The following is a 12,738-nucleotide window of genomic DNA, read 5'->3' as shown; positions in this document are numbered from 1 at the left end:
TTTTGTATTATTTCATAGCATGAAATATAGCTGATTGCGAGACAATTAGACCTATATTGTTTTATTAAATATTTCGGTTATAGAAATAATTTATATAACATCAAGTAAGCATCTGATATATATTAAGTTATAAAAAAATATATTATATATAGATTGTGAAGTTTAAGTGTAGTTCCTTTAGTATAAAATACAGCCATGAACTTAGTATAATAAGGTTATATTATCAAAATAAACAGTGTGTTTATTTGGTCAAAAAACACTTTTTTCTTATATTTGTTCCATAAAAAAAGATTATGCCCTATCCGACAGAAACGCAATACTTAGAACATCATCCGTTAGTGAGCTTCATCATTACTGCCTATAACATTGAAGCATCTTTACTGCGTTCATGCATAGAAAGCATTCTCAGATTATCGTTGAATTCTGAAAATCGTGAGATAATTGTTATAGATGATGGAAGTGAAACACCTGCCATTTCATCACTCCTTGACGTATGTGATAATCTCATTTATGTGCGACAACGCAACCAAGGATTGAGTGTGGCGCGCAACAGAGGCATAGATATTGCTCAAGGGAAATTCATTCAGTTTATTGATGGCGACGATTCTCTGCTACAATTCACTTACGAACATTGCTTAGATATTGTGAGATTTCACAATCCTGACATGGTGATTTTCAATGCGTCTACTAAGCTTTCAGTAGATATTACCGAAGAAATTGCAGGACCATTTGAGGGTACTTCCTATATGGAAGAACATAATATTAGAGGGTCAGTATGCTGTTATCTCTTCAAAAAAGACATCTTACGAGGGCTTCGTTTCCGTCCAACATTGACTTATTATGCTGAAGATGAAGAGTTCACTGCACAGCTAATGCTGAATGCAAAACGTCTGTTTGTGACTCCAGCTAAAAGCTATTTCTATCGTCAACACAAGCTTTCGATAATGCATCGCAAAGGAAAACGCGATGTAATTCAACGATTAGAAAACACAGAAAGTGTTATCTTGTATCTCCAAAGTCGACTTCAAACACTCCCTCAGTCAAAGCAAGTGGCATTACAAAGGCGTATAGCACAGCTTACAATGGATCATCTTTATAATACTGCCCGACTAACACATTGTCTTTCGAAACTTGACGAAACATGCGAAAGATTGCATGAACATGGGTTGTTTCCACTGCCAAATAAGGACTATACAAGCAAGTATCGACTCTTTCAAAAACTATCCAAACATCGCTGGGGACGTAGAATCATCATTGCCACTACATTTATATGAAGATATTACTCATTGGAGAATATAGTAATGTTCACGCCACATTAGCCAAAGGACTAAATCGCTTAGGGCATGAAACTATGGTAGTTTCCAATGGAGATGATTGGAAAAACTATCATCGTGACATTGATGTTAGTAGAACTTATGGTCCTTTCGGCGGGCTAAAGTTATATGCGAAACTATTGACTTTACTCCCAAAACTCCGTGGGTTTGATGTTGTTCAACTCATCAATCCGATGTTTTTTGAACTCAAAGCTGAGCGACTTCGCTTCTTCTACGATTACCTTCGACGACACAATAAGCATGTGGTACTTGGAGCGTTCGGCATGGATTATTATTGGGTTCATGAGTGTATCACTCGCTTTCCCTTGCGTTATAGCGACTTTAATATAGGTAAACACGTGCGGACGGATGAAGAATCGCAACGCTATATTAGAGATTGGGTGGGAACAGCAAAGGGAGATTGGTGTCAATATGTGGCAAAAGATGTAGATAAAATCATTGCAGGGTTATATGAATATTGGGCATGTTATCAGCCCAACTTCCCAGAAAAGACATTTTTTTGCCCCTTTCCCATTATTCCAAGTCATACAACCTACCGTCCATTTGATGGAAAACTACACCTCTTTATTGGGATAAATAAAACGCGAAATCGTTATAAAGGAACTGATATTATGCTCAAAGCAGCACAAAAAATAGTAGAAAACTATCCTGAAAAGGCTGATTTGCAGGTTGCAGAAAGTATTCCATTTGAAGATTATGTCAAAATGATGGGAAAGTCAGATGTTATTCTTGATCAGCTGTACAGCTATACTCCATCCATGAATCCGTTGGAGGCAATGAACCAAGGACTAATCTGTATTGGTGGTGGTGAACCCGAAAACTATGATATTATTAATGAACATGAGTTGCGTCCAATTATCAATGTAGAGCTTAATGAAAGCAGTGTGTATCAAGCTTTGTATGAGTTAATTCTGCATCCAGAACGAATTAATACGTTGAAACGTGAGAGTATGGCTTATATCAAGCGTCATCATGATTATATAAATGTGGCTCAAAAGTATATAGCGTTTTATGAACAACTTGACCATCAAACTTATTCATACTACTGATATCCATGGATGTTTCTTTCCATTTGACTTCATTGAGGGACGTCCTTGCAGTGGATCAATGGCACGAATCTCTACTTATGTAAAGCGAATGCGAAGCAAATATGGTAATCGTTTGCTACTCGTTGATGGTGGAGATATATTACAAGGTCAGCCCACTTGTTACTATTGTAATTTTGTTCAGCCACAAATGAAGAATGTAGCAGCAAGAGTTATTAATTTCATGCGCTATGATTTACAAACTATAGGCAATCATGATATCGAAACAGGGCATGCAGTTTATGACAAGTATGCAGCAGAATTAGATTGTGATTTGTTGGCAGCTAATGTTATAAATGAAGTTACATTAAAGCCTTACTTTAAGCCTTATGCAATTCGAAATATAGAAGGTGTCAAGATTGCTTTTATTGGAATGTTGACTCCGACAATACCCTATTGGTTGCAAAAAGACTTATGGAGTGGCATGAAATTTCTGGATATACCGAGTTGTATGGCACAATGGGTAAAGCATGTACGTGAAGTTGAGCATGCCGATGCAATCGTTGCACTCTTTCATTCGGGGTTCGATGGAGGCATTCAAGATGCTAATGGCAGTGAAAATGCATGTGTAACAACAGCACGAAATGTACCAGGAATTGATCTCATTCTATGTGGACATGATCATCAATTAAAACGAGAATACGTCACCAATCAAGGCAAAGAGGTTTGTATTATAAATCCATCGAGTAATGCACATTACGTTAGTGAGTGTAGTCTTTGCTTTGAATTTAATCAAGAAGGAAGACCAAAACTCAACGCGGTAAAAGCACAATTGCGGAATATTGATAATGAGAACGTGGACGAAGCCTTCATGGAACAGTTCAACAAAGACATAGAACAAGTAAAACAATATGTGAGCCGTAAGCTTGGAATCTTTGTGCATTCTATCTATACAAGGGATTGTTTCTTTCGGTCAGCTCCCTTTGGAGATCTCATTCATGACATTCAATTAGAACATACAGGAGCTGATATTTCATTGAATGCTCCGTTAAAATTTGATGCATGTATTCGCAAAGGAGATGTTCATGTCAGTGATTTATTTAATCTTTACACGTATGAAAATCAGCTATATGTTGTCAAAATGACAGGTAAAGAGCTTAAAAATCTACTTGAAATGAGTTATGGTCAATGGATTACAACCATGAAATCGCCTGATGATCACATTATGCTGATGAAACAAGATGACATGGGGCATTGGCATTGGACTAATCTTGCATTTAATTTTGATACGGCTTTTGGTATTGATTATGAAGTAGATGTTAGGCAAAATTATGGCAAAAAGGTTAATATTCTGCGTATGACAAACGGACAACCTTTTTGTGAAGATAATACTTATCGTGTGACAATGAATAGTTATCGGGGTAATGGTGGCGGAGAATTACTAACTCGTGGTGCAGGAATATCTCTCAAAGAACTTCCTAATCGTATAGAATATGTAAGCGAAAAAGACCAAAGAAGCATTATTATGGACTATATTGAACGCCATAAAATAATTGATGCAAAACCGCATAACAACTGGTCTTTCGTGCCAATGGAATGGGCAGAACCAGCTTTAGAACGCGACTATAAACTGCTGTTCGGTAAGCATTAAATTATCTATCTTAACGTTCTGTATAGTCATTGGATTTGATTAATAATCTATAAAAAAACAAGTTATGGGAAGAAATAATCCATTTTGTTTTGTAATTTTGCAAACAGTTTAACATAAATAGGAAGGAATATGAAAAAGTTATTAATCATAGCATTAGTGCTCCTGACATTTGTTACAATGGCTTCTGCACAGAAACAAGCAGAAATTAAATTCGACAAATTGAGTGTTGACCTTGGAACATTCCCAAAGAGTGACCCAATTCGTCAAACCACTTTCGTATTCACAAACACTGGAGACGCTCCTTTAGTGATTAATCAAGCTATGGCCAGCTGCGGATGTACAGTGCCTACATACACCAAAACGCCTGTAATGCCAGGACAAAAAGGTGAGATTAAGGTCACATATAATGGCTCTGCATTGTTTCCTGGACACTTTAAGAAGAGCATAACAATACGTAGTAACGCCAAAACGGAAATGGTTCGGCTTTACATTGAGGGTGTAATGACAGACTCAAATAATAAATGATATTCTACTTTTCTGCAACAGGAAACACGCTTTGGGCTGCTCAACGAGTTGCTCAAGTGACTGGTGAAAGACTCCTTTCTGTAGCAGAACTTATCAAAAGCCAACATGCTTTTGCCTTGGAAAAAGACGAGCGTGTTGGCTTTATCTATCCCATATATGGATGGCGTCCGCCTGTAATCATGCGAGAGTTTGTGCGGAAACTTACCCTCACCACACAGCAACCATCAGATAATCTTTCGTCACATTATTGCTTCGCATTATGCACTGCAGGAGACGATCTTGGGCTATCGATGGACTATCTAAATTCAGATTTAAAGACAGTTGGATTGCAAACGAATGCTACTTTCTCGTTGAAAATGCCGAATACTTACGTGGGATTACCTTTTATGGACATTGATTCTGAGGAAGTTATCCATAAGAAACGTGAAATAGCAGAAGTACAACTACGTGAATATTGCGAGCAAATTTTTGACAGAATTCATTGTAAGAATCAGCGCAACCATAGTCATTGGCCACGCATAAACAGCAATATTCTTGGGGCGTTCTTTGTTAATAAACTTGTCACTGATAAACCCTTTCACGTTGGAAAGCAACGATGTGTAAAGTGTGGGATATGTGCTAACGTCTGCCCTGTAGACAATATAGAAGGTGGACACGGCCTAATGCCTAAGTGGAAGCATACAAATCGTTGCCTAACTTGCTTTGCATGTTATCATCATTGTCCACATCATGCTATAGAATATGGTAGACAAACCCAACATAAAGGCCAATATGTATTCAAATAATACAATTTGATTTTAGAATTAAATAATTGAAATAATTTATTAAAAGAATTATAATGAAAACCATTTTACTCACCATTGGCATGATGCTTACAGCTCTTTCTGGACATGCAATGCCTAACGACACAATATATGTCATGCGAAATGACGGCGTAATGATACCTGCACCAACCTTCGGAAGTGCTGAATCTGAGCTTATAACACCACGCAAACATCCTGATAATTTACAAGTAATTCCAACACGAGCAATCGACACTTCACAACGCTATACGCCTCATACGGGTAAGCCACATATATTGGTTATCCTCGCAAACTTTAAGGATGTAAAGTTTCAAGTGCATGAACCAAAGGCGGCTTTTCATGATTTTTTTAATGCTGAAGGACCTATTGTTAATCGCGGAAATGGCAATAACGAGAACTTCGGGAGTGTCAGTCAGTATTTCAAAGCAACAAGTCTTGGTGCCTTTGAGCCTGTATTTGAAGTTTATGGCCCAATCGATTTGCCAAAAGATATGACTTATTATGGAGGCTCAAATGCCAATAATAATAGCGATGAGAAGCCAAGAGAACTTGTGCAGGATGCAGTTAATTGTGTCAAAGATCAAGTCACAAATATAGATCGATTGGATTCAAATAACGATGGATATATAGACTGTGTCTATGTGGTCTATGCTGGATTAGGGCAAAATAATGGTGGAAGTGCAGAGTCAGTATGGGCATGTACGAGTGCAATAAATAACCCATCATTGAAGGTTGGCAATAAGAATGTCTATAATTTCAGCATTGGTGCAGAACTCTTTCCCAGTCGAATTAGGAACCAAGCCAATGGTCAAGAGCGTGCAATGCAAATCAATAGTATTGGTGTTACATGTCATGAGTTCTCGCATGCAATGGGATTACCCGACATATATCCTACCATTTCATCTGCCTATTTAGATAACCAAGAGATGGAATATTGGGACTTAATGGATGGTGGAGAGTATGCAGGTAATGGAGGTTTTATACCAATGCCTTATACAGCTTGGGAGAAAAAGCAAATGAATTGGCCTGTAAACATTCAGCCTTTAACGTCAAAAGGAAACATAACTATGGATAAATCAGCTGATGATGGAGGCGTCGTCTATAAGATTGTTAACCCTGGAGATCCAAACGAATACTTTCTTTTAGAGAATATAACCAAGACTGGTTGGTATGCAGGGGCAAGTAATCAAGGACTACTTGTCTATAAAGTAGTTGACCAAGGCAACGTTAATATGAGTGATCATCCTAACAACACACCATATAAACCCCGTATGGCTGTCGTACCAGCTGATGGACTTTGCATGTCAAGCTATTCAATTCAAGTTCATGAGCCTACAGAACCAAACTATAAAGAGCTTAATAGACAGGAGAGAAGAAAGTATAAGAACCAGCTAAAGGGGGACGTTTTCCCCGGAACAGTCAATGCAGATAACCTGAATGACAACTCTAATCTTCCCAATTTCTGGTGGTACACAAAGGGAGATCTTAATGAGAGAGCAACATTAAATCCATCTTATTATAAAGTGAATCAATCACTTAAGAGCATTAAACTCAATGCAAATAGAGCTATATCGTTTATATTTTATCCAAAATATAATAGCCTTGATGGCATAAATAAAATACAGATTGAGAACTCAGAAGACCACCATATCTTTACACTTGATGGCAAATATGTTGGCAACCAGCTTGAGAACCTATCCAAAGGTGTCTATATTCGCAATCATAAAAAAGTTATTGTAAAATAAAGTTCACATCGAATGAATAAAGGTTTTGGGGCTTATACGCTTTAGAACTGAAACTAAGATATTTTTTTATCAAAAAAGATTGCAAAATATTTGGTAATCCAAAAAAAAGTCATACCTTTGTATCGTTATCCTGAAAACAATCTTTTTACCTTAAAAAGGACTAATACCTATTGAAGATTTGGAGCGGTTACCTGTGAAGGTCATCGCTTTTTTTTGCACTATTTTGAACCTACTGATTTTAGAACTAACTTGAATAATATGCATAGAGTTAGTTTATGTTCAAGAAAAGATTATTCATAATGCAAATTGAAAAATAAAGTTCCATGATGTGATTACTAATCATCATAAAAATGTAATCAAATCAAACTGCATCCCTTTAATTAGCGTCGGCTCTCCCACCCTATACAGCACATTAGGCATTTCCCATCAACTCTTTTTTCTCCCAAGCACTATTTAATTGTAATAGTCTGAGAAAGCATTCACTATTCTTCCTTATTAAATTACGTTACACTGTACGGGATATGTTATTAATGTGTTCATTTTATATAACTAATTCATTGTTTTGATAATCAAAGAGATATAATGTCACTTTGTAAACTTATAGAATACAAAAAGTAATCTGCGTCAAATCATCGCATGATTTGACGCAGAAAACATAATAAAATAACTTATATCGTACGATGATATGACATAAATCATATTATCAAATTTTATCAATTTTACTCAAAACGCATTTATACCATCAAACGCATTTTGCCATTAAAGCCTATGATAACTTTAATTTGATAGGCTGTAGGACTATCAGGCACACAAACATTTGCTGTAAATAAGAAACCATTTGTATTTGTTTCAGTGTAATTTATGTCACTCAATATACTCTGACTCAACACGCCTGAAGGTATCTGCTGTTTGAAATCAGACTTCCGGAAATCATGACTAAAGAGTTGATTACTTCCCTTAAAGATACTGATATGAACAATATTATCGAAATACACATTATCAACCTCAACACCTTCGTCATTATAAGTCTGTTTTGCTACTTTGAAAGTAGTTGGATTAACCTGTGTATACCAATGATAACGAGCGTTTCCATAGATGATTACAGAATCGCGTTTAATCAATTTTTTCTGGTTTAATGCTACAGGATGTGATATCCCGAAGAATGACAAATAAGTGTTATCATTTGTCTTTATACATTTAATCAAGTCACCATTTTGGTTCTTGAACATGAAAAGGTGAGGCGCTTGCTTCACAATCTGATACTTAGCAACATTCGAACTGTGAAGAACGAGTGAGTCTTTTATTATTTGAAAGTAAACAGGTTGTGAGGTACTATCAGGATAAAAGATAGTATCACCAACCACACGAAAGGCAGGACTATCGCCATCTTCATTCAACCAAAGACCTTGAAGCATTTTTTTTGCTGTATAATCTTCTGAAGGCTGGTCTGTAGAACTTGTTTTATGATTACTACATGAGACTCCAACAAGGGTCATAGTAACCACAAACAACATAGGTAATAAGCTATATTTTCGCATCAATCAAATAATTCTGCATCTTGTAAAGAGCAAGCTTTCAGGTCCTTTTCCGATGTCAAAACATCCTTTGAATCGATAGGCCACTCAATGTGAATCTGCTCATCATTCCAACGAATACTGGCCTCATGTTGTGGTGCATAAACATTATCTACCTTATAAGTAAAGATTGCTTCGTCACTAAGAACAAGGAAACCATGCGCAAAACCACGCGGAATAAAGAGCTGACGCTTATTCTCTTCAGAGAGTTCTACCATGACATATTCTCCAAAGGTAGGGCTACTCTTGCGAATATCAACGGCAACATCCAAGACCTTTCCCTTGATTACGCGAACCAATTTTGCCTGAGAATACTCTCCTTTTTGATAGTGGAGACCACGCAATACGCCATAAGAAGACTTAGATTCATTGTCTTGTATAAACTTGATTTTACCTACTTTCTGCTGGAATTCTTCGTCTTTCCACGCTTCAAAGAAATAGCCACGAGCATCTTGAAAGACACGAGGCTCGATGATAAATACACCTTTTATGTCCGTCTGTTTATACTCCATCACTTGTAAAGTGTTTGTTTTTTCATGGCACAAAGATACAACTTTTACAATAGTTATCAAAATAAAAAAGATAAATAAATGAATAATGAAGATTTTTTTCACAAAACTTTGAAAGCTAAAATAAAAGTACTAAATTTGCAACATGATTGAGTTAGAAAGACATATCGAAATACTTTTGCTCACAAATGATTGCGTCATAATTCCTAATTTTGGAGGATTTATGGCACATTATCGGGCTGCTCACTTTGACGAAAGAGACAATTCGTTTCTTCCGCCAACACGAACTGTGGGCTTTAATCATGCCTTAAAACTCAATGATTCGCTGCTTGCGCAGTCTTATGTAGAGGCTTATGACATCAGCTATCCAGAGGCTTTACGACGTATTGAGCAAGATACAGAAGAATTAAAACAGGTGCTTCAGAATGAAGGTGAATATAATTTAAGGAATCTTGGACGCCTTTCACTTAACAACGAAGGGCAATATGTCTTTGAACCATGTGAGGCTGGTTTGCTTACTCCATCGCTTTATGGACTCAGTAACTTTGAGTTCAAAAAACAAAAGCAATGCTCTGAAATGCAAACTGAAGTTGAAACTCATATAGAAAAGACTCAACCGAAAGCACAAATTCTTGACTTTGTTGTTCCTCAAACAATTGAAGAAACTGATGAAAAGTCATATACGATTCGTCGAAGTGTAGTTAGAAATATAGCGGTTGCCTGTATTGCAGTATTGTTTTTCCTATTATTACCTTCAACATTAAGTAATGGAGAGAAGGCTACAATGACTGGAAACAGGATTGATACCAACCTTTTAACGGCAATCATGCCTAAGGAAGTAACGATTGGTAATGCAGCAAATCACATTACAAAAGACATGACTAAGAAGGCTTTTGAAGCTGTAAAAGAAGAAAAAATTGCTGAAAAATCTTCATCAACTGAGGTCGAAGAGACGAATACTCCTGCTAAAAGTTATTATAGTATAGTATTAGCCAGTAGAGTAACTCGCAAGAATGCTTCTGATTTTGTAGCCCTTCTACATCATAAAGGTTATGATGAGGCAAAGGTGTTAACACAAAGAAATCGCACAAAAGTTATTTATGGACAATATGATTCAGAAGAAGATGCACGCAAAGTAGTGAATAAACTTCATCAAAAAGCAGACTTTTCAGATTGTTGGATTATCCATATCAAATAATCATTTCCTATATTTTTATATGAAACGCGTACGTTGCCCCAAATGTGATAACTACATTACATTTGATGAAACCAAATATCAATCAGGACAATCTCTTGTATTTGAATGTCCCGAATGTGGCAAGAACTTTGGCATTCGAATGGGAGTCTCGAAACTTAAAAACACACAAAAGGAGGAGACCCCTGATGAACAAGCAAATGAAAAGGGTTGCGGTTCGATAGTAGTAATTGAGAATGTGTTCCACTATAAGCAGGTAATACCACTCCAAATGGGTGATAATGTTATTGGGCGCTATATGAAAGGTAGTGGAATTAATTGCCCTATAGAGACTAATGACCCAAGTATTGATATGACACATTGTATTATCAATGTCAGTAAAGATAAGCAAGGACACCTTAAATACATTCTCCGCGATGGGCCAAGTTATACTGGAACTTTCGTTGATAATATGATATTAGGTGATAGAGAGCGTCGCATTATCGAAGATGGAAGCCTATTTACAATTGGCGCTACAAGCATTATACTTCGTGGAACAGAAGGAAACGAATGATTGTTAGATGTATAATATCATTTTAATTGCTTTTGTTAGAAATAACATTTAGTCGACTCTTTGATATTAAACATTATTCTTTCTGGTTTATTCAATGGCATAAATGATATAAAATAAAAAGGGCGAGTTAAACGACTCGCCCCTTTTTATTAATCAAGATCTTTATTCTGACACTTTCACAACCTTGTAATCACGCTTTCCTGAAGGCCAAATTCCCTTTATAATCAACACCGGATCTTGACTTGTAGAAGCACTCTTTACAAGCTCTTGTAAGTCAGAAAGGCTCTTCAAAGGAGTATCATTAGCATACAACATGATAAATCCTTGTTCGATACCTCCACTCTTAATAGCTCCCTTTTCGACTTTAGTTACTTCGAGACCAAACGTCAAATCAAATTCCTTTTTCTGTTGTTCTGTCACAGGACGGAAGCTTGCTCCAAGCACATCTAAGTCTGCAGTCTTAATGACTTTCGTATTTCCTTGTGCGTTCTTTAGCGTCACTGTCTTAGAGTGTTTTGACTTATTATGTAAGTAAGTTAGGGTTACTTTCTCACCCGGACGCTTCTTAGACAGGAGCTCTTGAAGCTCAGACATCTTCGTAATCTTCTTGCCATCGGCTTCTGTTATGACATCACCTTTGACGATACCTGCGGCAGCTGCCGAACTACCTTCAGTCACTTCAGCTACATAAACGCCTTCATTTGTGCCGAGATCTACGTCCTTTTTCTCATCTTTTTGAGCATTAATATAGTTGAGAACATCACCACCTCGAATACCAAGAACAGCGCGTTGTACTGTACCATATTTCTTTAAGTCGTCAAAAACTTTAACCATAATAGTCGTTGGAATGGCGAAACCATAACCACTATATGAACCTGTTTGGGAGTAAAGCATGGCATTAATACCCACCAATTCACCTTTAGCATTGACCAAAGCACCACCAGAATTACCTGGGTTTATAGCTGCATCAGTTTGAATAAAGCTTGAAATCTGTGGACCATTTGAGCCTTCTCCACCCATTGAACGAGCTTTTGCACTGACAATACCTGCCGTTACTGTCGAACTAAGATTATAGGGATTACCTACTGCAAGCACCCATTCACCAACTTTAAGATTGTCACTATCGCCAATAGGCAGCGTCGGAAGATTCTTTCCATTAACCTTGATAAGAGCCAAATCTGTATTTGGATCTGTTCCAATTATACGTGCAGAATACTCTCGATTGTCATTTAATGTCACGGTAAGTTCATCAGCTCCATTAACAACATGATTGTTTGTAACAATATATCCATCAGGACTGATAATCACACCACTACCTGTAGCCTCCTTCTTTGGTGTTTGAACACGACGTTTCTGGCGGCCGTTCCCTTGATCAGGATTACCAAAGAATCCGAAAGGACCAAAGAAATCACTAAATGGATCCTCTTGAACATCGACGGTTTGTACCTTAGAATTTTGCACATATTTAATATGAACAACGGCTGGAAGTGCCTTTTCCGCAGCATAGGTTAAGTCAATCGGTTGTCCCGAAGGAACCGCTTCAATCGCTGGGGAGGCATTTACTTTGATAAAAGCTCCCGTTGAAAGGGCAAATGCACCTACACACATTGCCCCCAAAACATACTTACTAAACATTTTCATAATTATCTTTTTGAATTTACGTTTTAATCTGTTTATAATTCGTTTTAAGTTTTAATTGATTGCAAATATACAACTACAATTGATAAAACTAACTGAATTTCTTAATTCTTTATCCGTATTTAACAATTCAATTTAACACATTAACAGCTCTTAAACGACCTATTTTTTATTTTTACACTTATT

11 protein-coding genes are annotated in these 12,738 nt (G+C 36.9%); 8 read left to right on the top strand and 3 right to left on the bottom strand.

Annotation, left to right across the window (positions count from 1 at the left end; genetic code table 11):
* Positions 1–293: 293 nt before the first annotated feature.
* The 6 genes from HMPREF9145_RS10095 (at position 294) to HMPREF9145_RS10070 (ending at position 7,083) form a co-directional block, all read left to right on the top strand.
* The gene (locus tag HMPREF9145_RS10095; protein WP_021826264.1) at positions 294–1,274 is read left to right on the top strand and encodes a glycosyltransferase family 2 protein; all 981 of its coding nucleotides are present in this window, start codon (positions 294–296) and stop codon (positions 1,272–1,274) included.
* A complete protein-coding gene (locus HMPREF9145_RS10090; RefSeq protein WP_021826245.1) occupies positions 1,271–2,383 on the top strand; it encodes a glycosyltransferase in 1,113 nt (370 codons plus the stop codon). The genes HMPREF9145_RS10095 and HMPREF9145_RS10090 overlap by 4 nt, the downstream gene beginning before the upstream one ends.
* On the top strand, positions 2,346–4,010 hold the full coding sequence (locus tag HMPREF9145_RS10085; RefSeq protein WP_021826225.1) for a bifunctional metallophosphatase/5'-nucleotidase: 1,665 nt from the start codon (positions 2,346–2,348) through the stop codon (positions 4,008–4,010). Before HMPREF9145_RS10090 ends, HMPREF9145_RS10085 begins: the two co-directional genes overlap by 38 nt.
* Positions 4,011–4,139: 129 nt before the next feature.
* Entirely contained in the window at positions 4,140–4,535 is a 396-nt protein-coding gene (locus HMPREF9145_RS10080) for a DUF1573 domain-containing protein (protein ID WP_021826274.1), read from the top strand.
* Positions 4,532–5,320, top strand: coding sequence for an EFR1 family ferrodoxin (locus HMPREF9145_RS10075; RefSeq protein WP_021826278.1), 789 nt, complete (start codon positions 4,532–4,534; stop codon positions 5,318–5,320). The genes HMPREF9145_RS10080 and HMPREF9145_RS10075 overlap by 4 nt, the downstream gene beginning before the upstream one ends.
* Positions 5,321–5,373: 53 nt before the next feature.
* Positions 5,374–7,083 (top strand): M6 family metalloprotease domain-containing protein, encoded by a 1,710-nt coding sequence (locus tag HMPREF9145_RS10070; protein WP_021826240.1) that lies wholly within the window; start codon positions 5,374–5,376, stop codon positions 7,081–7,083.
* 734 nt (positions 7,084–7,817) lie between these two features.
* Here the strand turns inward: HMPREF9145_RS10070 and HMPREF9145_RS10065 are convergent.
* Both HMPREF9145_RS10065 and rfbC read right to left on the bottom strand, forming a co-directional pair.
* Positions 7,818–8,579, bottom strand: a complete 762-nt coding sequence (locus HMPREF9145_RS10065; RefSeq protein WP_394357112.1) for a DUF4738 domain-containing protein — start codon at positions 8,577–8,579, stop codon at positions 7,818–7,820.
* A gap of 41 nt (positions 8,580–8,620) precedes the next feature.
* Positions 8,621–9,169, bottom strand: a complete 549-nt coding sequence (rfbC, locus tag HMPREF9145_RS10060) for a dTDP-4-dehydrorhamnose 3,5-epimerase (protein ID WP_021826273.1) — start codon at positions 9,167–9,169, stop codon at positions 8,621–8,623.
* A gap of 142 nt (positions 9,170–9,311) precedes the next feature.
* On the opposite strand from rfbC, the gene HMPREF9145_RS10055 reads away from it, so the two are divergent.
* Positions 9,312–10,364 (top strand): HU domain-containing protein, encoded by a 1,053-nt coding sequence (locus HMPREF9145_RS10055; RefSeq protein ID WP_021826276.1) that lies wholly within the window; start codon positions 9,312–9,314, stop codon positions 10,362–10,364.
* Positions 10,365–10,383: 19 nt separating this feature from the next.
* Complete coding sequence (locus tag HMPREF9145_RS10050) at positions 10,384–10,914, top strand: FHA domain-containing protein (protein ID WP_021826249.1); 531 nt, start codon at positions 10,384–10,386, stop codon at positions 10,912–10,914.
* A 162-nt stretch (positions 10,915–11,076) separates the two neighbouring features.
* On the opposite strand, the gene HMPREF9145_RS10045 is transcribed toward HMPREF9145_RS10050, so the two are convergent.
* Complete coding sequence (locus HMPREF9145_RS10045) at positions 11,077–12,555, bottom strand: Do family serine endopeptidase (protein WP_021826268.1); 1,479 nt, start codon at positions 12,553–12,555, stop codon at positions 11,077–11,079.
* Between the last annotated feature and the right edge of the window lie 183 nt (positions 12,556–12,738).

Origin of the sequence: Segatella salivae F0493, assembly GCF_000477535.1 — a bacterium.
In the GTDB taxonomy this organism is placed as follows: Bacteria; Bacteroidota; Bacteroidia; order Bacteroidales; family Bacteroidaceae; genus Prevotella; species Prevotella salivae.
This window is presented reverse-complemented; position numbering and strand designations above follow the sequence as displayed.

Coding starts and splice junctions, on each gene's coding strand:
- HMPREF9145_RS10095 (WP_021826264.1), top strand. CDS start 294: ATGCCCTATCCGACAGAAACGCAATACTTAGAACATCATCCGTTAGTG.
- HMPREF9145_RS10090 (WP_021826245.1), top strand. CDS start 1,271: ATGAAGATATTACTCATTGGAGAATATAGTAATGTTCACGCCACATTA.
- HMPREF9145_RS10085 (WP_021826225.1), top strand. CDS start 2,346: ATGAACAACTTGACCATCAAACTTATTCATACTACTGATATCCATGGA.
- HMPREF9145_RS10080 (WP_021826274.1), top strand. CDS start 4,140: ATGAAAAAGTTATTAATCATAGCATTAGTGCTCCTGACATTTGTTACA.
- HMPREF9145_RS10075 (WP_021826278.1), top strand. CDS start 4,532: ATGATATTCTACTTTTCTGCAACAGGAAACACGCTTTGGGCTGCTCAA.
- HMPREF9145_RS10070 (WP_021826240.1), top strand. CDS start 5,374: ATGAAAACCATTTTACTCACCATTGGCATGATGCTTACAGCTCTTTCT.
- HMPREF9145_RS10065 (WP_394357112.1), bottom strand. CDS start 8,579: ATGACCCTTGTTGGAGTCTCATGTAGTAATCATAAAACAAGTTCTACA.
- rfbC (WP_021826273.1), bottom strand. CDS start 9,169: ATGGAGTATAAACAGACGGACATAAAAGGTGTATTTATCATCGAGCCT.
- HMPREF9145_RS10055 (WP_021826276.1), top strand. CDS start 9,312: ATGATTGAGTTAGAAAGACATATCGAAATACTTTTGCTCACAAATGAT.
- HMPREF9145_RS10050 (WP_021826249.1), top strand. CDS start 10,384: ATGAAACGCGTACGTTGCCCCAAATGTGATAACTACATTACATTTGAT.
- HMPREF9145_RS10045 (WP_021826268.1), bottom strand. CDS start 12,555: ATGAAAATGTTTAGTAAGTATGTTTTGGGGGCAATGTGTGTAGGTGCA.